General features: G+C 68.5%; 22 protein-coding genes and 1 pseudogene. 17 read left to right on the top strand and 6 right to left on the bottom strand.

Features of this window, described 5'->3' with window-relative positions:
- Positions 1-10: 10 nt before the first annotated feature.
- Positions 11-844 carry a TauD/TfdA dioxygenase family protein gene (locus ACSQ14_RS12585; RefSeq protein WP_436013217.1) on the bottom strand — a complete coding sequence of 278 codons (834 nt, stop codon included), beginning with the start codon at positions 842-844 and terminating at the stop codon, positions 11-13.
- Between the two features lie 294 nt (positions 845-1,138).
- On the opposite strand from ACSQ14_RS12585, the gene ACSQ14_RS12580 reads away from it, so the two are divergent.
- Positions 1,139-2,152, top strand: coding sequence for an LLM class flavin-dependent oxidoreductase (locus ACSQ14_RS12580; RefSeq protein WP_436013215.1), 1,014 nt, complete (start codon positions 1,139-1,141; stop codon positions 2,150-2,152).
- A 16-nt stretch (positions 2,153-2,168) separates the two neighbouring features.
- On the opposite strand, the gene ACSQ14_RS12575 is transcribed toward ACSQ14_RS12580, so the two are convergent.
- Positions 2,169-2,861, bottom strand: coding sequence for a helix-turn-helix transcriptional regulator (locus tag ACSQ14_RS12575; RefSeq protein WP_436013213.1), 693 nt, complete (start codon positions 2,859-2,861; stop codon positions 2,169-2,171).
- Between the two features lie 88 nt (positions 2,862-2,949).
- On the opposite strand from ACSQ14_RS12575, the gene ACSQ14_RS12570 reads away from it, so the two are divergent.
- The 3 genes from ACSQ14_RS12570 to ACSQ14_RS12560 all read left to right on the top strand — a co-directional run bounded on the left by ACSQ14_RS12570 (position 2,950) and on the right by ACSQ14_RS12560 (position 5,876).
- Complete coding sequence (locus ACSQ14_RS12570; RefSeq protein ID WP_436013211.1) at positions 2,950-3,354, top strand: GFA family protein; 405 nt, start codon at positions 2,950-2,952, stop codon at positions 3,352-3,354.
- 165 nt (positions 3,355-3,519) lie between these two features.
- On the top strand, positions 3,520-4,296 hold the full coding sequence (locus ACSQ14_RS12565) for an IclR family transcriptional regulator (protein ID WP_436013209.1): 777 nt from the start codon (positions 3,520-3,522) through the stop codon (positions 4,294-4,296).
- A 107-nt stretch (positions 4,297-4,403) separates the two neighbouring features.
- Positions 4,404-5,876 (top strand): class I adenylate-forming enzyme family protein, encoded by a 1,473-nt coding sequence (locus tag ACSQ14_RS12560; protein ID WP_436013207.1) that lies wholly within the window; start codon positions 4,404-4,406, stop codon positions 5,874-5,876.
- A gap of 21 nt (positions 5,877-5,897) precedes the next feature.
- On the opposite strand, the gene ACSQ14_RS12555 is transcribed toward ACSQ14_RS12560, so the two are convergent.
- Positions 5,898-7,100, bottom strand: coding sequence for a CaiB/BaiF CoA transferase family protein (locus tag ACSQ14_RS12555; protein ID WP_436013205.1), 1,203 nt, complete (start codon positions 7,098-7,100; stop codon positions 5,898-5,900).
- Positions 7,101-7,262: 162 nt separating this feature from the next.
- On the opposite strand from ACSQ14_RS12555, the gene ACSQ14_RS12550 reads away from it, so the two are divergent.
- The 13 genes from ACSQ14_RS12550 to ACSQ14_RS12490 all read left to right on the top strand — a co-directional run bounded on the left by ACSQ14_RS12550 (position 7,263) and on the right by ACSQ14_RS12490 (position 24,604).
- Entirely contained in the window at positions 7,263-8,429 is a 1,167-nt protein-coding gene (locus ACSQ14_RS12550) for an acyl-CoA dehydrogenase family protein (protein ID WP_436013203.1), read from the top strand.
- A gap of 39 nt (positions 8,430-8,468) precedes the next feature.
- Positions 8,469-9,353, top strand: a complete 885-nt coding sequence (locus ACSQ14_RS12545; RefSeq protein WP_436013201.1) for an HpcH/HpaI aldolase/citrate lyase family protein — start codon at positions 8,469-8,471, stop codon at positions 9,351-9,353.
- On the top strand, positions 9,353-10,624 hold the full coding sequence (locus tag ACSQ14_RS12540; protein ID WP_436013199.1) for an acetyl-CoA hydrolase/transferase family protein: 1,272 nt from the start codon (positions 9,353-9,355) through the stop codon (positions 10,622-10,624). Before ACSQ14_RS12545 ends, ACSQ14_RS12540 begins: the two co-directional genes overlap by 1 nt.
- Positions 10,624-11,391: an enoyl-CoA hydratase/isomerase family protein gene (locus ACSQ14_RS12535; RefSeq protein WP_436013197.1), complete on the top strand. Its 768-nt coding sequence runs from the start codon at positions 10,624-10,626 to the stop codon at positions 11,389-11,391. Before ACSQ14_RS12540 ends, ACSQ14_RS12535 begins: the two co-directional genes overlap by 1 nt.
- A 41-nt stretch (positions 11,392-11,432) precedes the next feature.
- A complete protein-coding gene (locus ACSQ14_RS12530) occupies positions 11,433-12,344 on the top strand; it encodes an SDR family NAD(P)-dependent oxidoreductase (RefSeq protein ID WP_436013194.1) in 912 nt (303 codons plus the stop codon).
- Between the two features lie 206 nt (positions 12,345-12,550).
- Positions 12,551-13,918 carry an aromatic ring-hydroxylating oxygenase subunit alpha gene (locus tag ACSQ14_RS12525; RefSeq protein ID WP_436013192.1) on the top strand — a complete coding sequence of 456 codons (1,368 nt, stop codon included), beginning with the start codon at positions 12,551-12,553 and terminating at the stop codon, positions 13,916-13,918.
- A 106-nt stretch (positions 13,919-14,024) separates the two neighbouring features.
- Positions 14,025-15,212 (top strand): LLM class flavin-dependent oxidoreductase, encoded by a 1,188-nt coding sequence (locus ACSQ14_RS12520; RefSeq protein ID WP_436013190.1) that lies wholly within the window; start codon positions 14,025-14,027, stop codon positions 15,210-15,212.
- Between the two features lie 273 nt (positions 15,213-15,485).
- Positions 15,486-16,529, top strand: coding sequence for an AraC family transcriptional regulator ligand-binding domain-containing protein (locus ACSQ14_RS12515; RefSeq protein ID WP_436013188.1), 1,044 nt, complete (start codon positions 15,486-15,488; stop codon positions 16,527-16,529).
- 6 nt (positions 16,530-16,535) lie between these two features.
- On the top strand, positions 16,536-17,618 hold the full coding sequence (locus ACSQ14_RS12510) for an AraC family transcriptional regulator (protein WP_436013186.1): 1,083 nt from the start codon (positions 16,536-16,538) through the stop codon (positions 17,616-17,618).
- Between the two features lie 139 nt (positions 17,619-17,757).
- Complete coding sequence (locus tag ACSQ14_RS12505; protein ID WP_436013184.1) at positions 17,758-20,073, top strand: TonB-dependent receptor; 2,316 nt, start codon at positions 17,758-17,760, stop codon at positions 20,071-20,073.
- Positions 20,074-20,277: 204 nt separating this feature from the next.
- Positions 20,278-21,090, top strand: a complete 813-nt coding sequence (locus ACSQ14_RS12500) for a TauD/TfdA dioxygenase family protein (protein WP_436013182.1) — start codon at positions 20,278-20,280, stop codon at positions 21,088-21,090.
- A 155-nt stretch (positions 21,091-21,245) separates the two neighbouring features.
- On the top strand, positions 21,246-21,833 hold the full coding sequence (locus tag ACSQ14_RS12495; RefSeq protein WP_436013180.1) for a carboxymuconolactone decarboxylase family protein: 588 nt from the start codon (positions 21,246-21,248) through the stop codon (positions 21,831-21,833).
- 308 nt (positions 21,834-22,141) lie between these two features.
- Complete coding sequence (locus ACSQ14_RS12490; protein WP_436013178.1) at positions 22,142-24,604, top strand: TonB-dependent receptor; 2,463 nt, start codon at positions 22,142-22,144, stop codon at positions 24,602-24,604.
- On the opposite strand, the pseudogene ACSQ14_RS12485 reads toward ACSQ14_RS12490, so the two are convergent.
- The 3 genes and pseudogenes from ACSQ14_RS12485 to ACSQ14_RS12475 all read right to left on the bottom strand — a co-directional run.
- Positions 24,583-24,720: pseudogene (locus ACSQ14_RS12485) on the bottom strand (hypothetical protein); the annotation flags it as partial. The gene ACSQ14_RS12490 and the pseudogene ACSQ14_RS12485 sit on opposite strands and share 22 nt — an antisense overlap.
- Entirely contained in the window at positions 24,719-25,039 is a 321-nt protein-coding gene (locus ACSQ14_RS12480; protein ID WP_436013176.1) for a Rieske (2Fe-2S) protein, read from the bottom strand. The pseudogene ACSQ14_RS12485 and the gene ACSQ14_RS12480, both read right to left, overlap by 2 nt.
- A gap of 180 nt (positions 25,040-25,219) precedes the next feature.
- Complete coding sequence (locus ACSQ14_RS12475) at positions 25,220-25,483, bottom strand: hypothetical protein (RefSeq protein WP_436013174.1); 264 nt, start codon at positions 25,481-25,483, stop codon at positions 25,220-25,222.
- Between the last annotated feature and the right edge of the window lie 155 nt (positions 25,484-25,638).

The raw sequence follows: 25,638 nt of genomic DNA, 5'->3' as shown, positions 1-25,638 counted from the left end.
ATGGGGTGGGTTAGGCCAGCAGTTCCTTGCCGGCCAGGGTGGTGCGGTGCATCAGGCGCTCGGCCGGGTCGTAGGACTCGACCTTGTGCATGGTGCCGGTGTTGTCCCAGATCAGCAGGTCGCCCGGCTGCCAGGCGTGCTGGTAGACGAACTGCGGCTGGGTCGACCAGCTCAGCAGCTCGGCGAGCAGCAGCCGGCCTTCCTCGACGTCCATGCCCTCGATGCGGTCGGCGGTGCAGCCCAGCACCAGCGACTTGCGGCCGGACTCGTGCGTCCAGACCAGCGGCTGGGACTTCACGCCGTGGGTCTGCCAGGCCTTCATCTGTTCGAAGCTCGGCTGCGGATAGACGACGCGCTGGGCGGACTCGAAGCTGTGGATCACCCGCAGCTTCTCGAGCTGCTGCTTGCGGTCGTCCGGCAGCGCCTCCCAGGCGGCGTAGGTGTTGGCGAACAGGGTGTCGCCGCCTTCCTTCGGCAGGCGCCGCGCGCCCAGGGTGGCGGCGAAGTTCGGGGCGCCTTCGGTGGCGCCGTCGATGTGCCAGAACAGCGAGCCCTTCAGGTACTCGGCGGCCATGTCGACCTTGGAGTCGAGGGTGATCTTCTGGATCGGCGAGCGGTCGCCGTGGCGGACCACTTCGCCGAGGCTTTCGGAGAAGGCGAGCTGCTGCTCGTCGCTCAGGTCCACGCCGCGGAAGATCAGCACGCCGCGCTCTTCCAACAGGTTGCGCAGTTCAGTGCCGTGCACGCCGCTGGTCAGGGTCGCCGCATCGGCCTTCACCTCGGATCCGATGAGCGGGGTCAGGGCGACGGAGGTGAGCGTCTTTTCGGCGGTGGCGGTCGACATCGTCTGGCGGTCTCTCAAGTGGGTCTGCTGTTGCGCACTGCAATCGGCGTCGCCGCCGATATAGCGACCCGCGTCGGGCTTCCAAGGGGGACGGGAAGCCGCACCGGGCGGGCTCCCCTAGCACCTGAGTCGGCGCCGGCTCTTGACCTCGGACGACAAAATCCCGGCGCAGGCGCCGAAATTGTCGGCCGCGCCCGGGCGTCTTTTGACCCGCATCGCCCAGGTTGTCTCCTAGGATCAAGACCGCGGCGGTCGCGATGGTGTTGGTGCGATCAACAACACCGGGAGGATGCGATGCCTGCGAAGCTGACCTTCGGCTATCTCTACGACTTCCGGAATCCGCCGCCGTGGCGCCGCCCGTGGGGCGACCTCTACGCCGAGACCCTGGACTTCATCGCCTGGAGCGAGACGGTCGGCTTCGACGGCGCCTGGGTGCCGGAGCATCACGGCGCCGAGGACGGCTACATGCCGACGCCTTCGGTGGCGCTGGCGGCGATCGCGGCCCGCACCAAGACCCTCAAGCTCGGCTCGGCGATCGCGCTGGCGCCGCTCTATCACCCGGTGCGCTTCGCCGAGGAGTGCGCGGTGCTCGACATCCTCTCGAACGGCCGGCTGGAGATGGCCGCGGCGATCGGCTACCGGCGGCGCGAAACGGACGCCTACGGGGTCGATTTCACTAAGCGCGGCAAGCGGTTCGACGAGTTTCTTGAGATCGTCCGCCGGCTCTGGGCCGGGGAGACGGTCACCTTCGAGGGCCAGCACTACACGGTGAAGAACGCGACGATCATGCCGCCGCCGCCGCGCGGGCAGATCCCGCTCTACCTCGGCGGCTTCGCCGACAAGGCGATGGAGCGGGTGGCCAAGTACGGCGACGGCTACTTCGGCAACGAAGACGTCTGCGGCGTCTACGCCGAGAAGCTGCGGGCCCAGGGCAAGGACCCGGCCGCGGCGCGGATCCGCATCCAGGGCCTGTTCACCGTGGTGGCCAAGGATCCCGAGCAGGCGCTGCACGAGCTCGCGCCCTACTACCACTATGTGAACAACACCTACGGCGCCTGGCTGAACGAGGATAAGGCCTCGGGCGTCGGCGACGCGGCGCTGCTCAAGCCGATGAGCCTGGAAGACTTCAAGAAGAGCGGCATCCTGACGATCCTCACGCCGGATGCGGCGATCGACTGGTTCCGCGCCCTGCAGACGCGGATTCCGGTCGAGCATTTCATGATGATGCTGCCGGCCGGCCTGCCGCCGGCGAAGTTCGTCCCCTACGCCGAGGTCTTCGCCAAGGAGGTGATGCCCGCCTTCCGCTGACCGCGCTCGGTCAGGCCTAGTCGGGCGGCATTTCCCGCCACTGGGCCAGCCACTCGGCGCGCAGCGCGGCTGGACGGGCGGGGAAACGCTCGTCCAGGAAGCGCGCCTCGACCACGCGATCGAGGCGGAAACTGCGGAAGTCCTGCCGCAACTCGCACCAGCCGATCAACAGGCGCGACGCTTCCATGTAGCCGACCACCACCGGCCAGATAACTCGCTCGCTGAGGCGGTCCTCGGCGTCGCGATAGGCCAGCGCGATCTTGCGGCCCGAGCGGATCCAGGCGCGCACCTGTCCGGCGTCGACCTGGTCGGCGGGGATCGCGAAGGCGGGCGGGGTGCGGGCGCTGGCGTCGAGCAGGTGCGGACGAAGCCGCTCGGGCACCGCCGCGGCGATCTTCGCGATCAGGTCCTGGGCGGCGCGCGCCAACGCCTGGTCGCCGTGCCCGGCCACCCACTGGGCGCCGAGCACCGCGGCCTCCAGTTCGTCGGCGGTCAGCATCAGCGGCGGCAGGTCGAAGCCGCCTTCCAGCACATAGCCGAAGCCCGCCTCGCCGCGGATCGGCACCCGCTGACCGATCAGGGCGGCGATGTCGCGATAGACCGAGCGCTTGGAGGTCTCGAGCTCCTCGGCGATGGCCGCGGCGGTCACCGGCCGCGACGAGCGGCGGAGGATCTGGACGATCTGGAACAGGCGGTCGGCGCGGCGCATGGGTTCATCCTGGCGGCCGAATGCTGACAGCATGGTGGCAACAGGGCCAGCCTAGGTCTGACCGTCGTTGAATGAACGGAGAGGCGTCATGCTGAAGACCTACAAGGGTAGCTGCCACTGCGGGAACGTCCGCTTCGAGGCTGAGATCGACCTGGCCAACGGCACCGGCCGGTGCAACTGCTCGATCTGCACCAAGCGGCGAGAGTGGAGCGCGCTGATCAAGCCCGAGGCGTTCCGCCTGATCAGCGGCCAGGACTCCCTGTCCGATTACCAGTTCGGGACGATGAGCGGCCATCACCGGTTCTGCAGCAACTGCGGCTGCGCCTCCTTTGGCGAGGGCTATGTAGAGGCGATCGGCGGCGCCTATGTCGCGATCAGCGTCGCCTGCCTCGACGACGTGGAGCCGAGCGAGCTCGCCGAGCTGCCGATCCGCTACATGGACGGTCGCAACAACAACTGGTTCGAGACGCCGCAGGAGACGCGGCACCTGTAAAGGCGCCCGCGCTGGCGATTTGGGACGCCACGTGCTGTAGGTTCGGCAAGGCGCGATTCCGCAGTGCAAACGCTGCGGCCGCGCGATTTGCCGGGGCGGGCGCGAGCGCCGTCCGCCGACCTCCGGCGGTGTCCAGGTTTCCCGATGCTCGCCGAGGATCGCCGTTTGAATTCGCCGCAGTCCGTCACACGGGTGATCCAGATCCTGGAGGCCTTGTGCGCGAGCCCGAGGCCGCTCAGCCTGGCGGACCTCAGCCGCGCGCTCGAGACGCCGAAGAGCAGCCTTGCGGCGCTCCTGCGCGGCCTGGCCGACACCAGCTTCGTGGTCGCCGCCGACGGGCTCTACCGCCTGGGGCCGGGGGCGTTCGGCCTGGGCAGTGCGCTCTTGGAGGCCCGCCGGCGGGTGCAGTCCTCGGACCTCATCCGCGACGGCATGCGCCGGCTGGCCGAGCGCTCGGAGGAGACGGTGCTGTTCGCGGTCCGCGACAAGGACGCCGGCATGATCACCTATGTCGACGTGATCGAGAGCCGCAACACCGTCCGCTTCTCGGTGGCGTTCGGCGACCGTCGGCCGCTCTACAATACGGCGGGCGGGCGCGCGCTGCTGGCGACCGATCCGGAGGAGGAGCTGCAGAACTACCTGCGCCGCCTCAAGCCGGAGCAGCAGGCGCCGCAGACCGAAACCGACAAGAAGAAGCTCGCCGAGGCGATCGCCGCGGCGCGCGCCAGCGGCGTGGCGCAGACCATCGATCAGGCCGCCGACGGCGTGACCGGCACCGCCTCGGTGATACACGACGCGACCGGCGCTGTGATCGGCGCGCTGGTGGTGGCCGCGCCCAGCTCGCGGTTGACGGACCGCCGTGTCGAGCTGGCGCGCCTTGTGCGGGAGGAGGCGGCCGCGATCTCGCGCAGCCTCGGCTACCGCGCGGCGGGACCGGCCTGAACCGCGTTTTCTCGAATTGAGTAGCTGCGCGCATTCGCGCGCCTGCGACTCTCGGGTGCGCCGTGCGATCCTGACGCCCTTAGAGTGAAGCGTCGGAGTTGCGTGCCATGGCGGATCCCGCCGCTGCGTCTGGAGCCCAGTTCGTCCTGAAGTGGGCGCAGCAACGACCGCAGGCCGTCGCCATCACCGAGGGCGCAGACCGCGTCTCCTATCTCGATCTGGCGCGCCAGCTGGCCGCCGCCGTCGAAGCGCTGGAGGCCGAAGGCGTCCGGGCTGGCCAGATCGTCGGCGTGGAATGCGACAGCCGGCTGCTGCGGATGCTGCTCGCGCTGGCCTGCGAGGTGTTGGGCGCAGCGCATGTCGCCTTCACCGCGGGAGAGCTGACAGCGCCGGGGCGGACGGCCCGCGGCTGCCAGGTGATTCTCGCCGAGCACGACGGGGCGGCGCTGGCTGCGGCCGGCCGCCTCGTGCGGATCGATGCGGCGTTCCGCACGCGCCTTGAAGCGGCGACTGTCACCGACCTCTCGCGGCTGGCGGCCTGCCATGGGCCGGACGCCGGCGTGCGGATCGCCAAGACCTCCGGCACGACCGGGGCCATGAAGCATGTGCTGAAGACCCGGCGGATGCTGAACGCGGCGATCGACAGCTATGACGTGGCGATGCGGCCGGTGGCGGGCGACTTCACCTATGCCTGCCTGTACAGCCCGGCGATCAACGGCGTGTACACCGACGTCATCCGGGCCCTGAAGTTCGGCAACCCGGTGCGGTTCTTGTCGAGCTTCACGGAGCTCGCCGAGGCCTGTCGTGCGGCCCGCTGCTACGCGTTCCTGTTGACACGGGACGCCGAGCGGCTCGCCGCGAGCTGCTGCGAAGCGTCGCTGAACCTCGGCATGCACTACGTCGACGTCACTGGCTCCGGCGTCTCGCCGGCGCTGGAGGCGACGCTCAAGGCGTCGGTGACCCCGTGGGTGGTCAACGTCTACTCCAGCAACGAGACCTACGCGATCGCCTACCGGGAGCAGGCCGGCGGCGAGCTCTACGCCGTCGCGCCGGGCGCCGAGGTGCAGTTGGTCGACGACGCCTGGCGGCCGACGGCGGCCGGAGAGACGGGCCGGATCTGCGTGAAGTCGCCGATGGTGGCCGAGGGGTACCTCTGGGACGAGGCGCTGACGGCGCGTCATTTCCGCGACGGCTGGTTCCTGACCAGCGACCTCGGCCGCATGCCCGAGCCGGGCAAGCTGGTGGTGGTCGGCCGCACCGACGACATGCTCAACATCGGCGGCGTGAAGATCGCGCCCTATCCGATCGAACAGCGGGTGAAGGCCGTCTGCGGCGTCAGCGATGCGGTGGTGCTGGCGGTGCAGAACGCGGCCGCGGTGGGGACGATGTGCGTCGTCGTCGAGCCGGAGCCGGGGCAGGATGCGGCGGCGCTCGCCCCGCGTGTCGCCGAGGCGGTGCAGGCGAGGGCCTTCTCCGTCCGCATCGAAGGCCAGTTCCCGCGCACCGCGACCGGGAAGGTGAAGCGCGCCCTCCTGCAGGGGAAGGTCGACGCCAGCCTGCGCGAGCAGGCGACCGCCTGACCCGCGCCTTAGAGCGCCGTCTTAGACCGCGTTTTCCTCGTGACCCTCGACGGTCTCGGCGCCGGCGTCCGGCGAGAGGCCGAGCTCGGCCAGCACCTCGACGGTGTGCTCGCCGAGCGTCGCGGTCGGGCCGGCGACGCGGCCAGGGGTCTTGGAGAACCAGGTCGGCACGCCGGGGAAGCGCACCGGCCCGTGCGGCGTCTCGACGGTCTCGAAGAAGCCGACGGCGTTGAGGTGCTCGTTGTCGAACAGCTCGTCCGGGGTGCGCAGCGGGGCTGCGGGGACGTGCAGGTCGCGCAGCAGGTCCAGCCACTCCTGGGTGGTCCGCTCTAGGAAGGTCTCGGCGAGCAGGCCGTAGACCCGGTCGATCTGCTTGGCGCGCTGCGCCAGGGTGGCCAGCTCGGGGCCGGCCCAGGCCGGCTTCACCGCCTCGACGAATGCGGCCCAGTGCTTGTCGTTATAGACCAGGGCGGCGATGTAGCCGTCCTTGGTCTTGTAGGGCTTGCGGTTCGGCGCGACCACGCGCGGGTAGTTGGCCGGGCCGAGCGGCGGGACGAACATCGCGCCGTTGGCGTGCTCCACCAGCATGAACGAGGCCATGGTCTCGAACATGCTGACCTCGACCTCCTGGCCCTCGCCGGTGCGGGCGCGGTGGAAGAGGGCGAGCAGGGTGGCGTAGAAGGCGGTCAGGCCGGAGACCTTGTCGGCCATGATCGTGCCGACGTAGTCCGCGTTTCCGGTCAGCATCTGCTGGACCGCGGTCAGGCCGCATTCGGCCTGGATGGTGTCGTCGTAGGCCGGCAGGTCGCGCTCGGGCCCGCGGCGGCTGTAGCCGTAGCAGTTGGCGTAGATGATCGCCGGGTTGATCTCCGACACCGCCTCATAGCTGAAGCCGAGCTTGGCGATCGCCTTGGCGCGCATCGAGTGGATGAAGACGTCAGCGGTGGCGACCAGCGCCCGCAGCGCGGCCTTGCCCTCGGGCGTCTGCAGGTCCAGGACGACGCTGCGCTTGCCGCGATTCACGTTGACGTAGACGCCGCTCATGCCGGGCGCCGGCCCGACCGAGATGTAGCGGGTGTTGTCGCCGGCGGGGGGCTCGATCTTGATCACGTCGGCGCCCATGTCGGCCATGATCTGGGTCGCGTACGGTCCCATGACCATCGCGGTGAGATCGACCACGCGAATGCCGGCCATCGGGCCCGCGCGCTTGGTGGTGTCGCCCATGACGTCCTCCCTCGGATGCGCCGCGTGGCTAACGGATAAGCGCGCGCGAGGCCATACTTATTTCGGTTCAGGCGGCCGATATCGGCACGCCACGTGGTTGCTGTGGCGGGGCGCGGCTGCTATGCCGCGGGCCAAGTTTTCCCTCGCAGCCGGGGTTTTACCGTGGATTTCTCACTGTCGTCGGACCAGGAAGGCATTCGCGAAGCCGTCCTGAAGATTTGCTCCCGTTTCGGGGACGAGTACTGGCTCGAGCGCGACCGCGACGGCGTCTTCCCGCATGAATTCCACAAGGCGATGGCCGAAGCCGGTTGGCTCGGCATCGCCATGCCGGAAAGCGTCGGCGGCGCCGGGCTCGGCATCACCGAGGCGGCGATCATGATGCAGGCCGTCGCCGAATCCGGCGGCGGGATGACCGCGGCCTCCAGCATCCACGGCCCGGTGTTCTCGATGCAGCCGGTGGCGATCTTCGGCACCGAAGCGCAGCAGCAGCGGATGATCCCGCCGGTGCTCAGCGGCCAGGACAAGATCTGCTTCGCGGTGACCGAGCCCAACGTCGGGCTGGACACCACCAAGCTGAAGACCCGGGCGGTCAAGGTCGACGGCGGCTACCGCGTCAGCGGCGAGAAGATCTGGATCTCGGTCGCCCAGGTCGCCAACAAGATGATGCTCCTGGCGCGCACCACGCCGCTGGAGGAGGTCAAGCGCAAGACCGACGGCCTGTCGCTGTTCTTCACCGACCTCGACCGCGCCAAGATCGACGTCCGGCTGATCCACAAGATGGGCCGGCACGCGGTCGACTCGAACATGCTGTTCATCGAGGACCTATTCATCCCCGAGGAAGACCGGATCGGCGGGGAGGGCGACGGCTTCAAGATCATCCTCCACGGCCTCAATCCGGAGCGCATCCTGCTGGGCGCGGAAGCGATCGGGCTCGGCCGCGTGGCGATCCAGCGGGCCGCCAAGTACGCCCAGGAACGGATTGTCTTCGATCGTCCGATCGGCATGAACCAGGGCATCCAGCATCCGCTGGCCAAGTGCTGGGCGCAGGTCGAGGCCGCCAACCTGATGGTGCTGAAAGCCGCCTCGCTGTTCGACAAGGGCGTCGATTGCGGCGTCGAGGCCAACGCCGGCAAATACCTGGCCGCCGAGGCCGGCTTCGAAGCCTGCCACACCGCCATGCTGACGCTGGGCGGCATGGGCTACGCCCAGGAATACCATGTCGAGCGCTACCTGCGCGAAGTGCTGATCCCGCGCACCGCGCCGGTCAGCCCGCACATGATCCTGAACTTCCTCGCCGAGAAGGTCCTGGGGCTTCCCAAGTCCTACTGAGACCGGTCAGAGAGAAGCGCGAGGCAAGAGGGACGAGAGATGGCGAACCAAGAGATCTTCAGCGCGCGCTCCTGGCTGTTCGCGCCGGGCGACAGCGACAAGAAGATGGAGAAGGCGACCGCGGGCTCCGCGGACATCGTCATCTTCGACCTCGAGGACGCCGTCGCGCCGAGCGAGAAGCCCAAGGCCCGGACCATGGTGCGGGAGTTCCTGCAAGGTCAGGCGGGCGGCCACGAGCGGCTGTGGGTGCGGATCAACCCGCTGGACGGCCCCTATGCGGTCGACGACCTAGCGGCGATCATGCCGGGCCGGCCGGGTGGCATCATGCTGCCGAAAGCCTACGGCCGCGCCGACGTCGAGCTGCTGAACAACTACCTGACCGCGCTGGAGGCGGCGTTCGGCTTCGAGCAGGGTTCGACCAAGGTGATCGCCCTGGTCACCGAGACCGCCGAGGCGATGTACACCACCGGCGACTACAAGGGCGCGCCACGGCTGGTGGCGATGACCTGGGGCGCCGAAGACCTCGCCGACGCCCTGGGCGCCAGCGAGAACCGCAATCCGGACGGCAGCTACGGCTTCACCTACGAGATGGCGCGCAGCTTCTGCCTGATCGGCGCGGCGACCGCCGGCGTGGCCCCGATCGAGACCATCCAGGGCGACTTCCGCGACCTCGAGGGCCTGCGCAAGCGCGCCGAGAAGGTCCGCCGCGACGGCTATCGCGGCATGCTGGCGATCCACCCCGCCCAGGTCGACGTGATCAACGAGGCCTTCTCGCCGAACGAGGCGGAGATCGCCGCCGCCCAGGAGATCGTCGACCTGTTCGCCGCCAACCCGGGGGCCGGGACGATCGGCTTCAAGGGCGCGATGGTCGACCGGCCGCACCTGGCCCGCGCCCAGGCGCTGCTGAAGCTGGCGGGCCGCTGATGACGGTCGTCACCGACGCCGCCGGCCTGGACCTTCGCCAGTTCCTGAAGCCCGGCGACCGGATCGTCGTCGGCCAGGCCTGCGGCGAGCCGACCACCCTGATCGAAGCGCTGATCGCCCAGGGCCGCGACATCGGCGGGCTGTCGGCCTTCATCGCCACGAGCTTCTCGGGACTGTTCTCGCCGGAGGCGACCGAGAGCTTTTCGGTCTCCAGCATGGGCGCGATCGGCGCGCTGCGGTCGCTGACCGTCGCCGGCAAGCTCAGCGTCATTCCCTGCCACGTCAGCCAGGTCGGGCCGATGATCGAGCAGGGGCTGATCGGCTGCGACGTCGCCTTGATCCAGGTCAGCCCGGCGGACGCCGACGGCAACCACAGCCTGGGTCTGATCAGCGATCACGTGCAGGCCGCCGTCGCCAAGGCCCGGGTGGTGATCGCCGAGATCAACGACCAGGTCCCCTACACCTTCGGCGAGCTGCTGCCGGCCGCGCGCATCGACGTCGCCGTGCAGGTCTCGCGCACGCCGGTCGAAGTCGCGCCGGGCAAGATCGGCGAGACCGACGAGGCGATCGCCCGGTTCGCCGCGAGCTACATCGAGGACGGCGCGGTGCTGCAGACCGGCGTCGGCGCGGTGCCGGACGCCATCCTCCGGCTCTTGAAGGACCGCAAGGACCTGGGCGTGCACTCGGGCATGCTCGGGGACGGCCTGGTCGAGCTGGTCGAGGCCGGCGTCGTCACCAACGCCCGGAAGCCGATCGACGCCGGGGTGTCGATCAACGGCGCGCTGATCGGCACGCGGCGGCTCTACGAGTGGGCTCATCGCAACGCTGCGATCCGGATGTGCAGCAGCGCCTACACCCACGACGCCGCCGTGCTCGCCCAGCTGCCGAAGCTGGTGACGATCAACTCGGCGCTGGAAGTCGACCTCAGCGGCCAGGTCAACGCCGAGCAGAGCGGTTCGGCCTACATGGGCGGCACCGGCGGCCAGGTGGACTTCGTCCGCGCCGGCGCGCGCTCGCCGGGCGGCCGCTCGATCATCGCCCTGCCGGCCACCGCCAAGGGCGGCAAGATCAGCCGCATCACCACCGCCCTGTCGGGGCCGGTGACGACCGCGCGCAGCGACGTCGACGTGATCGTCACCGAGTTCGGCGCCGCCGAGCTGAAGGGCCAGACCCTGGCCGAGCGCACCCGCCGGCTGATCGCCGTCGCCCACCCGGACTTCCGCGAGGAGCTCGACCGCGCGGCCCACGCCACCCAGCAACGAGGCTTCTGATGAGCGATGCGGTTCTGTTCGACGCGCGTGATGACGGCATTGCGATCATCACCATCAATCGGCCCGACACCCGCAACGCGCTGAGCCACGAGGTCCGCCAGGGCCTGTTCGCCGCCTGGGATCGCTTCGAGCGTGACGACAAGCTGCGCGTCGCCATCCTGACCGGCGTCGGCGAGAAGGCCTTCTGCGCCGGCGGCGACCTGAAGGAGATGGTCGAGCGTCAGCTGCAGGTGCCGCCGCGCGAGATGTTCCCGGTGCCGGGCGACAACATCGAGCTGTCGAAGCCGACGATCGCCGCGGTCAACGGCGTCGCCTTCGCCGGCGGCTGGATGATCGCCCAGGCCTGCGACCTGTGCGTCGCCAGCACCGCAGCGCGGTTCGCGATCACCGAGGTGAAGGTCGGACGCGGCTCGCCGTGGGCCGCGCCGCTGATCCACATGATCCCGCAGCGGATCATGATGGAGATCATCCTGACCGGTAAGCCGATCACCGCCCAGCGCGCCTATGAGATCGGCCTGGTCAACCGGCTGGTCGAGCCGGCGGCGCTGATGGACGCGGCGCTGGAGCTGGCCAACGAGATTCTTGACGGCGCGCCGCTGTCGGTGAAAGCCGGCCGCGAGACGGTGATGCTCGCCACCGAGATGGGCCGTGCGGCCGCCCTGCAGGCGGCGCGTGCGGCGCACGAGGTCACCTATCGCAGCGAGGACGCGCAGGAAGGTCCCCGGGCCTTCGCCGAGAAGCGCCGTCCGCAGTGGAAGAACCGCTGACGCCGTAAGCAGCGTCGGCCGGACAAACTGGAGGAAGCCCGATGTCTGAACTGAGATTCGATGGTCGCGTCGCCGTCATCACCGGCGCTGGCCGTGGGCTCGGGCGCGCCTACGCCGAACTGCTGGGCGCGAAGGGCGCGAAGGTCGTCGTCAACGACGTCGGCGGCAGCCTGAACGGGGAGGGCGTCGACCTCGGCCCCGCCGACGAAGTGGTGCAGGCGATCAAGGCCGCCGGCGGCGAAGCCGTGGCCTCGCTCGACTCGGTGGCCACCGCCGCGGGCGGCAAGGCGATCATCGACCGGGCGCTCGACACCTACGGCCGGATCGACATCCTGATCCACAACGCCGGCAACGTCCGCTACGCCTCGCTGAAAGAGATCACCCACGAGGACTTCGAAGCGGTGCTCGACGTCCACCTGCGCGGCGCGTTCAACGTCGTGAAGCCGGCCTTCCCGCGGATGTGCGCCGACGGCTATGGCCGGATCGTGCTGACCTCGTCGATCGGCGGCCTCTACGGCAACAAGCGGGTGACCAACTACGGCGTCGCCAAGGCCGGCATCATCGGCCTGAACAACGTCATCGCGCTGGAAGGCGAGGCCGAGGGCGTGAAGTCCAACGTCATCGTCCCCGGCGCCGTGACCCGCATGGCCGAGGGCATCGACGTCTCGGCCTACCCGCCGATGGGCCCGGAGCTGGTCGCGCCGGTGGTCGGCTGGCTGTCGCATGAAAGCTGCTCAATCACCGGCGAGATGCTGGTCTCGATCGCCGGGCGGGTGGCCAAGGCCTTCGTCGGCGAGACCGAGGGCGTCTACCAGCCGTCGTGGACCATCGACCAGGTCGGCGAGCAGATCGACGCGATCCGCAACGCCGATCACCCCTGGATCCTGCCGGTCGTCCCGTCGGCCCACGTCGACCACATCCGCAAGAGCTTCGAGATGGCGGCGAAGGGCTGATCGGCCCGGAGTCTGCGCGCAACTTATTGTCCGACTTCGTCAAGCCGTCGCCGTACCCATATGCCAGGGTCCTGGCGCCGGCCGCGCGCGCGTAGCCCGATGGATACGCGCGGCCAGTCAGTTAGTTTTGAGGACGCTCAAGGACGCCAACCCGCTGCGGCTAAGCGGTGAGCCTGAGGCCTGAAACCCCAGGGCGCGAGGAAACGATGAACGATATCAGCAAAGTCGGCATGACCGCCGAGGACCTGAACGAACCGGTGACGATCCCGGTGGAAGCCTATGTCTCCGAGGACTACGTCCGTCTGGAGCGCGACAAGCTGTGGCGCAAGACGTGGCTGCAGGCCTGCCGCCTGGAGGAGATCCCGGAGGTCGGCAACTTCATCACCTACGACATCCTCGACGACTCGATCCTGATCGTCCGCCAGGGCGAGGACAAGATCGGCGCCTTCTACAACGTCTGCTCGCACCGCGGCCGCCGGCTGGTCGACACCCCGCCCGGCGCAAAGAACGCCAAGGGCGACAAGACCCACTTCGTCTGCGGCTTCCACGGCTGGACCTACGACCTGCAGGGCAAGTGCACCTACATCCTCGAAAAGGAGGATTGGCAGGGCAAGCTGACCGAGGACCGCACCCGCCTGGGCCCGGTGCAGGTCGACACCTGGGGCGGCTGGGTGTGGATCAACCTGGATCGGGAAGCCGGTCCGCTGCGCGAATACCTCGAGCCCGCCGCTTCGATGCTCGACCCGTTCGAACTGCAGAACATGCGCCCGCGCTGGCGCAAGTGGATCATCTTCGATTGCAACTGGAAGGTTGCAATGGAGGCGTTCGCCGAGATCTACCACGTCGAACACACCCACCCGGAGTTCATGGACTTCGGCGACTTCCGCGGCTGGGGCCGGGCCCACGGCCTGCACAGCAACATCGGTTATGACGCGCCCAAGGGCCTCGACGAGAACCAGGCGAAGCTGCGGCTGGGCTCGGGCGGCGATCCGCGGCTCAAGACCGCCGAGATGCAGATCTACACCTGGGAGCAGGTGAACACGAACACCACCCGCACCCTGGTCGATGCGGCGCTGCGGCTGAAGGACGAACTGCCGGAAGGCACGCCGGCGCCGGAAGTGCTGAAGCACTGGCTGGACAGCGCGCGGCGCGACGACGAGGCCCGCGGGGTGTTCTGGCCGAAGGTCGATCCGGCGCACACGGCGGCCAGCGGCACCTCCTGGCAGGTGTTCCCGAACTTCCAGATCGGGCACGCGGTCAACAACATGCTCTGCTACAGCGCGCGGCCCTACGGCTACGACCCGAACAAGTGCTACTTCGAGGTCTCGGTCTACGAGCTGTATCCGACGGGCGAGGAGCCCGAAGCGCCGTGGGAGTACACCGAGAAGGACGATCCCAAGTGGGGTTCGGTCCTGCCGCAGGACTTCTCCAACATGGCGGCGGTGCAGCAGGGGATGAAGAACGGCGGCTTCCGCGGCACGCTGCCCAATCCCTACCGCGAGCGCAGCATCGCCAACCTCCATCGCAACCTGGCGCGCTTTGTCGGCGCCGGGGCGCCAAATCCAGTCAAGTAAGTCACCAGCGCCGCGCGGCCAGGCGAAGATCTGGCGATGCGCGGCGCGCACCGTCGCCCCGGTGTGTTTCGGGGCGCGGTTTTTTCTCTGAGGGGTCTATCGCGTTATGAAGGTCAATATCGGGGTCTTCGCCCACAACTCCCAGGACTGGGACCGCATCATCAGCGGCGATCTCAGCTCGCCGCCGGGTGAACCGGATTGGAAGTTCGTGCAGGCCGGCCTGGCGATCGGCGACCTCGCCGAGCCGCTGGGCTTCGACGGCATCTGGGCGCCCGAGCACCAGGGCACGCCCTACGGCATGACGCCCAACCCGATCCAGACCCTGACCTATTTCGCCGGGCGCACCGAGCGCGTGACCTTCGGCACCATGGTCGCCGTCGCCCCCTGGTGGAACCCGGTCCGGCTGGCGCACCAGATCGCCTACCTCGATATCATCTCGAACGGCCGCTACACGACGATCGGCCTCGGCCGCGGCGTCGCCAAGTCGGAATTCGCCGCGGTCGGCGTGCCGCGCGAAGAGAGCCGCCAGCGGCTGCTCGAGACGCTCGACATCCTCAAGCTCGCCTTCACCCAGCACCGCTTCGGCTACGAAGGCGAGATCTTCAAGATCCCGGACATGGAGCTGCGGCCGGCGCCGAAGAGCACCGACCTGTGGAGCCGCATCTACGGCTCGTCCGCCTCGCCGGACTCGCTGGAGATCCTGGCCCGCCGCGGGATGGTGCCGCTGTTCGTCGGCAACAAGCCGCTCGAGGACGCCGGCAAGGAAGTGCAGAAGGTCAACGCCTTCCGCGCCGAGGAAGGCTTCAAGCCCTGCCAGCCGAAGAACGTGCTCTTCATGTACTGCACGCCGGCCGCCGCGGCGGCCGCCGAGGCCGACGAGTGGCTGCTGAGCGCCAACCGCGACGTGAACCTGCACTACGGCTTCGCCGACCCGTCCAACTTCGTCGGCGTGAAGGGCTATGAGTCCTATGCCTCGCGCGAAGCGAGCGCGACGGCGGTGCTCGCCGCCTCGGCCGAGGGCGCGCTGAAGACCGACGGCAAGCCGAAGGCGCCGGGATACCACCCGTCGAACCTGATGATCGGCACGCCGGAAGACGTCTTCACCCGCATCAAGGCGGCGCAGGAGGCGTGCTCGTTCTCGGAGATCACCATCGTCCCGCAGTTCGGCACCATGCCTTACGAAGACGCGATGAAGAGCGTTCGGCTGTTCGCCGAAGAGGTGCTGCCGCAGCTCCAGAAGATGGACGCCCCGCTGCACGCCTCGGGGCTGCCGAAGCCCGCAGCCGCGGCCTGATCTTCCCGGGCCGGGCGCAGCTCGGCCTGGTTCCCTAATTGAGCGACCGGGGCGGTCCGACAGGATCGCCCCGCCAGCCCTGAAGCGGCGCTCGGCCGCCTCCCGACGCGCCGATGCGTCGCATCCGGTCGCGAAAATCACCCTGCCTTGCCGGCGCCAGGCGACAGCATGTCGTCGCAGGCGACCGGAAACGCCCCCTGAACCCTTGTCGCGGACGAGACGCGGCGGCATGGTCGCGCGGCGCGGTCACGCGGTGACCGCAAGGAGGATCGGATGGCCCTGGCGGCGAGCGCGGAGGCGGGCGACGGCGGCTTCGAACTGCTGCACGCCGACACGCTGCGGTTCTTTCCCGAGCTGGTCGAGGAGCTGGGCGGGGATCCCGCCGCGCTGCTGCGCCAGGCCGGGCTCGACCCGGCGATCTTCGTGCGCGGCGCCGGGCTCAGCTACCGCTCGATGGTCGAACTCCTCGAACTCGCCGCCGCTGAATTGCAGTCGCCCGACTTCGGCATGCGGCTGGCCCGCCGCCAAGGCGGGGGCAAGGTGTTCGGCATCATGGGCGTGGTGATGAAGAACTCGAACACGTTCGGGGACGCCATCGACTACGCCACCCAGCACATCTATGCCCACAGCCTGGCCGCGCGGATGCGCTGCGAGCGCGACCGCGCCGAGCATCGGGTGTTCGTCGGCTACGAGATCCTGCTGGACCGGCTGCCCAACAAGCGCCAGGCGATCGAGCAGGCGCTGCTGCTGGCGCACCTCAACGCCCTCGAGATCACCGGCGGCCAGGCGCGCGTGCGCGAGGTGCTGTTCCGGCACCAGCCGCTGTCGTCGCCCCGGACCTACCGCGACTATTTCGGCTGCGAGGCGCGCTTCGACCAGAAGGAGGACGGGGTCGTCTTCAGCGAGCAGGACCTGCTGTGCCCGGTCGTCGAGCCGGACGTGCAGCTCTACGAGATGGCGACCTCGTTCATCGACACCCGCTTCACCCGGGTCACGCCGCCGATGCACGCCCAGGTCCGCGGCCTGATCCTGCAGCATCTCGGCGGCGAGGCCTGCACCAACGACCGGATCGCCGCGGAGCTCTGCCTGCACCCGCGGACGCTGCACCGGCGGCTGAAGGCCGAGGGCAAGTCGTTCGAGGGCGTCAAGGACGAGGTGCGCCGCGACGTGGCGCTGCGCTTCCTGCAACAGACCGACCTGCCGCTGACGCGCATCGCCGAGAAGCTGGGCTATGCGGAGACCTCGGTGCTCTCGCGCAGCTGCTTCCGCTGGTTCGGCGTTTCGCCGCGGCAGCTGCGCGCCCAGGCGGGCGCCTAGGACCAGATGCGCCAGTCAAACAGCTCCGGCGCCGCCGTCGACATGACCGGCCCAGGCGCGGCGACCTCGATGGTGCGGGCCGGCGCGCTGCGGAAGTACGCCGAGTTCGTGACCCAGCTCGGCGGCGACGCCCAGGCGCTGCTGGCGAAGTTCCAGATCGATCCGGCGGCGCTGGCCAACCGGCACGCGGTGGTCGCCTACCGCGCCTTCGTGCAGCTGCTCGAACGGACCGCCGTCGAGCTCGCCTGTCCGGATTTCGGCATGCGGCTGGCGGCGGTGCAGGACGGGACCAAGGTGCTGGGGCCGCTGGAGGTCGCCATGCGCAACTCGGCCACGGTCGGGGCGGCGTTCCGCTACTGCGCCGAGCACGTCCGGGCCTACAGCACCGCCACCCAGGTCAGCCTGGAGGAGCGCCCTGGCGAGGAGGGCATCTTCCTGCACTGCGAGATCCTGGTGCCCAAGCTGCCGCCGCATCCGCAGACGATGGAGCACGGACTGCTGTTGACCCAGCACGCCGCGCGCCAGCTCAGCGGCGGGCAGATGCAGGCGCGGGAGATCTGGTTCACGCATGATCCGGTGTCGCCGATGGGGACCTACCGCGCCAACTTCGGCGCCGTGGTGAAGTTCGGCCAGCCGATGAACGGCGCCTGGTTCGACGCGCGCGACTTCGAGGCGCCGATCCCGGACAGCGACCCGCAGCTGTACGAACTCGCCGCCAGCTTCATCGAGCAGCGGTTCCCGTCGTCCGAGCCGGGGCTCAGCACCAGGGTGCGGGCGATCGTCGAGCGGCTGCTGACCGCCGGCGGCTGCACCTACGGCGGGGTGGCCTCCGAACTCGGCATGCACCCGCGCACCCTGCAGCGGCGGCTGCGGACGGAGGGCGAGTCCTTCGAGGCGATCAAGGACAGTGTCCGTCGCGACGTCGCGCTGCGCTACCTCCGGCAGCCGGAGATCCCGTTGATCCGGGTCGCCGAGATGCTCGGCTATTCCGAGACCTCGGTGCTGTCGCGCAGCTGCTACCGCTGGTTCGCCGCCTCGCCGCGCCAGCTCCGCGCCGGCGCGCGCGTCGACGCGGCCGAGGTCGGCTGAGCGCCTAAGGCGGCCCACCGACCCGGCCGCACGGTCGGGATTTCTCAAGACGACATCGAACCTGCCAGCGCGCGATCAGGACGCCGCGGGCGAGTCATGTAATCTCCCTGCAAACTCTAAAACAAAGAGGGGAGAGTAGATGCGTACGAATGCTTTGCGCTGGTCGGCCTCGGCCTGCGCCATGATGGCCGCCCTGGCGGGGTTTGCGCCCGCGGCCTACGCCCAGGCCACCGCCAACGGCGCCAGCCAGGTCAGCGAGATCATCGTCACCGCCCAGCGGCGCTCGGAAGCCTCGCGCGACGTGCCGATCACCGTGACGACGCTGAATGAAAGCCAGCTGGCGGTGGCCAACGCCAGCCAGCTGTCGGACATCACCAAGCTCACCCCGGCGCTACGCTTCGACTCGGCCGGCACCTTCGTCCAGCCGACGATCCGCGGCGTGGGCACGGCGGTCAGCACTTCCGGCGGCGGGCCGAACGTCGGCATCTATGTCGACGGCTTCTTCCAATCCAACTCGCAGGTCGCCGACTTCAACCTGCTGGCGGTGCAGAACATCCAGGTCCTCAAAGGGCCGCAGGGCACGCTGTTCGGCCGCAACACCACCGGCGGCGCCATTCTGGTGACGACCGCGGACCCCAGCACCGAGCGTTCGGCCGAGGTCAAGGCGAGCTACGCCCGCTTCGACGCGCTGACCCTGCAGGGCTACGCGACCACCGGGTTCGGCGAGAACCTGGCGATGGACATCGAGGGGCTCTACCGCAGCGGCGATGGGTTCAAGACCAACATCATCAACGACGACGGCCATGTCGGCTCTTACGAGAACTGGTCGATCCGCACCGGTTTCAGGGCCCAGCTGTCGGACACCGTCTCGGCGCTGCTGCGCTACACCCACTCGCAGACCGACGACCCGACCCTGCAGTTGTCCAACGCCTACGTCGACCGCAACGGCGGGGCGGGCTTCTTCAGCAAGGTCTCGCCGGCCGGTCAGGGGATCTACGGACGTTCCAGCTCGGCCGGCGTGCCGCTGGTCTACTTCTTCACGCCGCCGGGGCTCTACGCGACCGATCCGGACGAGATCGCCACGGCCGACCACCTGGTGTTCCGCACCCAGTCCGACATCTTCCAGGGGACCATCAAGGCCGACCTCGGCTTCGCCGATCTGACGTCCTACTCGCAGTTCCGCCGCGACCGCTCGGTCAACCAGGGCGACCTGGACGCCACGGCGCTGCAGCTCTTCTACATCTACATCGGCGTCTACAATAAAACGATCTCGCAGGAGTTCCTGCTGAACTCGAAGCCGGGGTCGCGTCTGCAGTGGACCGCCGGGGCCAACTACTTCCAGAACAAGGACACCTGGGACGTCGGCTCGTCGTTCAGCGGGTCGCCGTTCATGCCGTTCGGCGGATCGAGCACCAACACCAAGTCCTACGCGGCCTTCGTCGACGCGACCTACGAGCTGAACGAAAAGCTGTTCCTGACCGCCGGCGCCCGCTTCAGCCACGACGTGGTCGGTGACGCCTATTTCAAGACCAACTTCACCACCACTTCCTACGAAGGCCCGAACGGGCAGCCGGTCTCGGCGGTGGGGCTGCCGCCGGGCAGCATCGTTCCGGTCAAGGACCTGAAGAACGACAGTTTCACGCCGCGCCTGGTCGTGCGCTACAAGCCGAACGACGATTCCAGCGTCTATGCCTCCTACACGCGGGGCTTCAAGGCGGGGATCCTGAACGTCGGCGGTCTGTCGCAGGTCCCGGTCAAGCCTGAGACCATCGACGCCTTCGAGGTCGGCTACAAGTTCGCCGACCACAAGCTGTCGCTCGACCTGTCGGCCTTCTACTACGACTACAAGAACCTGCAGGTCTCCAGCTACCAGAACGGCGCGGCCAAGATCACCAACGCCGCCACCTCCGAGATCTACGGTCTCGAAGGGCAGTTCCGCTATCAGGTCACCGAAGACTTCAACCTCAGCGCCGGCGCCGCCTGGACCCACGCCCGCTACAAGTCGTTCCCCAACGCGCCGTTCTACAGTTACTGCGACCCGACCGCCGTGGCGCCCAGCGACATGGCCTGCGGTGCGATCGGCCCGGGCTCGCTGACCCAGACGACGACCGACGCCTCGGGCCTGCACATGCAGCGCGCGCCCAGCTTCACCGGCAACCTCGGCGCCAACTATGGGCTGGACCTGGCGGGCGGCCGCCTGACCCTGTCCGGCAACCTCTACTACTCGTCGTCGCTGTATTTCGACCCGGCGCAGCAGTTCAAGCAGAAGGCCTACGAGGTCCTCTCGCTGCGCGCGCAATGGCTCGATCCGTCGGAGCACTACACGGTCGCGGTGTTCGGCGACAACGTCACCAACGACCGCTACCAGACCCAGGTGCTGTTCAACACGCTCGGTATCGGCAGCGTCTGGGCCGCGCCGACGACCTACGGCGTCGAGGTCAGCGCCAAGTTCTGATTGCGACCCTCAAGGCGGCGCCGGGCAGGGGACACCTCGCCCGGCGCCGAACTCTTTTCAGCGCCAGCGCAGCCGACCGACCGCGGAAAATGTCGGAACAGGTCAAGACGCTGGCCCGCCGGCCCTGACCTAACTCCAGTTCGACAACATTCGGCCGAGGCGCCGGACCACGGCGGCCGCCTGGCGAACGACCTGGAGGAACTGATGTCCGTTACGTCGATCAATCTGACGCCGCGGATCGGCGCTGAGATCCGCGCCGACCGCGCGACGCTGCTGGGCGGCGCCGACGGTCCGGAGATCCGGCGCATCCTCGAGGAACGCGGCGTGGTCATCTTCCGCGCCATCGACTTCACCGACGAAGAGCAACTCGCCTTCTCCGCCACCATCGGCGACGTCATCCCGCAGGGCGAGAAGGGCGTCTTCAAGGTGACGATGGACAAGAAGGAGAACAAGCTCGCCGAATACCTGCTCGGCGCCGTCCATTGGCACATCGACGGCAGCATGGACGACGCGCCGACCCGCGCCTCGCTGCTCAGCGCCCGGCGGCTCGCGCCCGAGGGCGGCCAGACCGAATTCGCCAACACCTACGCCGCCTGGGACGACCTGCCGGAGTCCGAGAAGCGAAGCCTCGAGAAGCTGCGGGTGGTCCACACCATGGAGGCCATGCAGCGCCTGGTCTATCCGGACCCGAGCGCCGAACAGCTGCAGGCCTGGGCGGGCTATGCGCCGAAGACCCATCCGCTGGTCTGGACCCACCAGTCGGGCCGCAAGTCGCTGGTGCTGGGCTCCAGCGCGACGACGATCGAAGGCATGGGCGCCGACGAGGGGCGGGGGCTGATCGCCGAACTGATGCAGTGGTCGACCAAGCCGCAGTTCGTCTACCGCCACGAATGGACGCTGGGCGACCTGCTGATCTGGGACAACACCGGCACCATGCACCGGGTGCTGCCCTATCCGATGGACTGCGGACGGATGATGCACCGCACCACCCTGGTGGCCGAAGAACTGCTGATCTGACGCCCGCGCGGCCGGGCTCGCGCCGCAGGCCGGCCTGCCGAGCGTGCGCAAGCTTGACCTGCGGCGGCCTGCCGGCTGAGGTGGGCCGGGCGCGAACACGACAACGACCGGTCCGGCGATCCGCCGCCCGGCAGCCGAGCGCCGAGGGAGGGATGATGTCCAGCAACGCCCGGGTTCCGCCGCTTCCGCCGTCCGAATGGGGAGAGGCCGAGCGGGCCGCCTACGGCGTCCTGGCCTCCGAGACGACCCAGGCTCTGGGCGCGTCGTCGAACATGACCATGGTGCTGGCCAACCACCCGCGGCTGAGCAAGGCCTACTACACGCTGGGCCGGCACCTGCTGATGGAGTCCACCCTACCGGATCGGCCGCGCGAGCTGGCCAGCCTGCGGGTCAACGTGCTCACCCAGTGCGAATACGAATGGCATCACCACGTCCGCTTCGCCAAGCGCATCGGCCTGACCGATGCCGAGATCGAGGCGGTGAAGGAGGGGCCCGAGGCGGCGCTCTGGTCCGAGGAGGACCGCGCCGTGCTGCGGCTGGTCGACCAGCAGCTCCAGACCTGGAAGGTCGACGACGCGACCTGGGCTGAGCTGGGCCGGTTCTTCGAGCGGCGGCAGCTGATGGATCTGGCCTTCACGATCGGCCTTTATGCGATGGCCGCCGGCGCGGTCGCCGCCTTGGGCATCGAGATCGAGCCCGGGTTCGAGAGCCGCGAGCATTCCCTTACGTCAGGACCACGTTAGGTGGCGTCAGCTGTGGCCAACGCGCCACTTGACGGTCCAAAGCACTGCCCGCTGGATCAAGTGGGATTACTCGGTTCGGTAAGAACAGGTTTAATCTAGAAGCTCTTAGCGAGTCGGGGGGGCATCCGGCTCTCTTCTTTCGCCGCCAGAATGCGGCGCCGGCGCGCACGGTCGAATTCAGATGTCGTCGCTCGAAGACGCGAGCAGGGGGCTCTGGCGATCCGGAACGTCGTCGCTGCGCCAGGTTTGGCGCTGTTCAATATGCTGAATGAGCCCGGCGAAACTCGGGCCGCAGAGGGAGGATACGGATGAAAGTTACGCGTTTGCTTGTGGCCAGTTGCTCGACGGCGGCTCTGGCCACGGCGATCTGGGCCACCCCGGCTGCGGCGCAGCAACAGGCCGCTCCGGCGCAGCCGCGGGCGGAGCCTCGGGTCTCGGAAATCATCGTCACCGCCCGCAAGCGGCAGGAGTCGATCCTCAACGTGCCGGTGGTCGAAACGGCGATCCCGGCGGAACAGCTGCAGCGCTTCCAGACCAAGGACCTGCGCGACGTCGCGACCCTGGTGCCAGGGCTGGCGTTCGGCGAGTCGGTGCTGTCGATCGGCACCCAGGTCTCGCTGCGCGGGGTCGGCACCACGGCCTACGATCCGGGCATCGACCAGTCGGTGTCGCTGAACATCGACGGCCTGCCGCTGAGCCAGGGCCTCGCCTATTCGAGCGGCTTCTTCGACGCCGGCATGATCGAAGTGCTGAAGGGCCCGCAGGCGCTGTTCTACGGCAAGAGCAGCCCGGGCGGGGTGATCGCGATCCGCACCGCCGACCCGACCAACGAGGTCGAGGTCAGGGCGCAGGCCGGCTATGAGTTCGAGGCCCGCGAGCGCCGCGCCGAGCTGATCGTCTCCGGCCCGCTGACCGAGACCCTGAAGGCCCGCCTGGCCGGCTCCTATTCGAACCAGGACGGCTTCTACAAGAACATCGTCAGCGGCCCGCTGCCGCCGCTCGGCGGCCAGGTCGCCTCCAAGCGCGTCCCGGCGCTGGAGAGCTGGATGGTCCGCGGCACGGTGCTGTGGAACCCGACCGAGCAGTTCGACGCGCGGTTGAAGGTCAACACCGTCAAGGACACCACCACCAATGCGGCGGTGCTCAACCTGACCAACTGTCCGGACGGGCTCGCCGGTCCGGGCGGCCTGCCGTTCCTCAACCCCGCCGACGAGTGCAAAAAGAACGGCAAGGTCTCGACCGTCGACATGGATCCGGCGGCCTACGTCGGGCTGATCGAGAACGGCCGCGGGTTCGTGGAGTCGACCCAGACCTATGGCACCCTGGAGATGAATATCCAGGCGACGGACGAACTCACCCTGACGTCGCAGACCGGCTACTACCTGCTGCATTCGCGTAGCCAGTTCAACGCGGCGCAGGCCAGCTTCGCGGGGCCGGGCGTTGCGGTGATCAACGGCTTCCGACGCCGGCAATGGACTCAGGAATTCCGCCTCAACAGCGACTACGAAGGCCCGCTGAACTTCACCCTCGGCGCGTTCGCCGAGCGTGGGCGGTTCTCCGATCTGGTCACCCTGCTGGGCAACACCCGGCTGATGTTCCCGGCGCTGCTGCAGAAAGGCGTGCAGACCGTCCACATCGACACCAATTCGGTGTTCGGGCAGCTGCGCTACAAGATCACCCCTGAGCTTGAACTCGCCGCCGGCGCGCGCTGGACGGACGAGACGCGGACGAACGAGCCGGTGGACTACACGACCGGCGTGGCGATCCCGGTGCCGAAGCCGGTGCCGGGTTCGGGCGGGCCGGGCCTGACCACGCGGCCGAAGCTCAATGCGAACAACTGGTCGCCGGAAATCACCCTGACCTACCGGCCGACCGACGACCTGACCTACTTCGCCGCGGCGAAGCGCGGCTACAAGTCGGGGTCGTTCAACGTCGCCACTCCGCCGGTGCCGTTCGTCGACAACTCCTTCGGCGACGAGAAGGTGACCGGCGGCGAACTGGGCATGAAGAGCCGGCTGCTCGACCGGGCCCTGCTCTTCAACCTCGCGGGCTACTATTACGAGTACAAGGGCCTGCAGGTCGGCTCGATCGTGCCGGTCGAGAACAACATCCCGGTGACCACCACGATCAACGCCGGCTCGGCGCGGATCTACGGGATCGAGGCCGAGGCGGTCTATCGGGTGCCGCAGGTCGAGAACCTGACGCTGAACCTGGCGGTAAACTGGAACGACACCAAGTTCACCGAGCTCGACAACGTGCCGTGCTACGGCGGCCAGACGATTGCGGCGGGTTGCGACCGGGTGTTCAGCCCGTCCGTCAACGGCGGGATCGGCGGGTTCACCGCGCAGGACCTCTCGGGCCTGCCGCTGGTCCGCGCCGCCACCTGGCAGGCGAACTTCGGGTTCGACTGGGAGACCGACGTCGGCAGCGACATGACGTTGATCCTCAGCAACAACAACCACTACTCGTCGAAGTACCTCGTGAACCTGGGCCTGCCTTGGTACCAGAAGGGCTTCATCAAGTCGGACCTGAGCCTGACCCTGCAGGGCGCGGCGCAGAAGTGGGAGGTGGCGCTGATCGGCAAGAACCTCACCAACGTGCTGACCAGCGGCAACTGCACCAACTTCAACGGTCAGGGCGGCCTGCTGCCCGGCTCGGAGATCACCGGCACCAACCTGCGCGGGCCCTCGGGCATTGACGAGATCGGTTGCTGGATGGACCGCGGCCGCGAACTCTGGGTGCGCGTCACCTACCGGCCGTTCGCCAAGTAGCACCTCGGTCCGTCATCCCGGACGGCCTGAAAGGCCGATCCGGGACCCAGGGGCCGTGGCGCCGCCCCTGGGTCCCGGCTCTCCGCTACGCTCCGGCCGGGATGACGGGACGTTCTAACTCACCGCCACTTCGATCCAGCCGTCGACGACGCGGGTCGGATAGGTGGCGATCGGCTCGACGGCCGGCGGATTGAGCGCCGCCCCGGTCGCCAGGTCGAAGCGAGCGCCGTGCACCGGACAGCAGAGCACGCCGTGCTTGATCCGCCCGCCCGCCAGGCTTTCGTGGGCGTGCGAGCAGATGCTGGCGACGGCGAACAGCTGGTCGCGGCTGCTGCAGAGCAGCACCCCCACGCCGTCCACCTCCACCGCCAGGCTGCGGTTGTTCTGCAGATCCGAGACCTGGGCGACGCGGACGTAGGCGGCGGTCTCGGACATGGTGCGCCTTTCAGCTCCGGCTTGCGTCAGGTCAGGTGGGGCGGGGCGGCCGCATCCCAGCTTGGCCCTGGAGCGCCTTCCGCAAAACGGGACACCGGTTTTGCGGTCAGAACGCGCTCAAACCTTTGATTAGAGCCATTTTCGCCGGATCAGATTGGTTCAACCTGATCGGAAATGGCTCTAGGCGTCGACCGCAGCCGTCCGCCGCGAGATTTGGGCGAGCATCTGCGAGAAGTCGGGCGCGACCAGGTCGACCAGCAGCGCGACCTGCGGCCCGGTCTGGCCGTGTTGCGGCTTGCGCACCCATTTCCGGCCCTGCGGCGGCGCCGGCAGACTGTCGTCGAAGGTGCGCACCTCATAGACCGGGCAGGTGGCGTAGCAACTCCAGCGGCAGGTCTCCTGAGCGTCGACGTAGGCTCCAGCGTAGGGTTGGAACGCGGCCATATTCCTGCAACTCCGATTTCACCGACCGAGAGTATGCGCCGCGCGTGCGACAGTCTGTCCACCGTAAGACAGAAGCCCATTCTATCAATTGCTTGCGATCAGGGATCTTACGGTCAAGCTTGACGTTGAGGATTCGAGGTCGCCGCTAGAGCGGC

This window comes from Phenylobacterium sp. LjRoot219, from assembly GCF_964252995.1.
Classification (GTDB): domain Bacteria; phylum Pseudomonadota; class Alphaproteobacteria; order Caulobacterales; family Caulobacteraceae; genus Phenylobacterium.
Note: the sequence above shows the minus strand (reverse complement) of the source record. Positions and strands in the feature narration are given on the sequence as shown.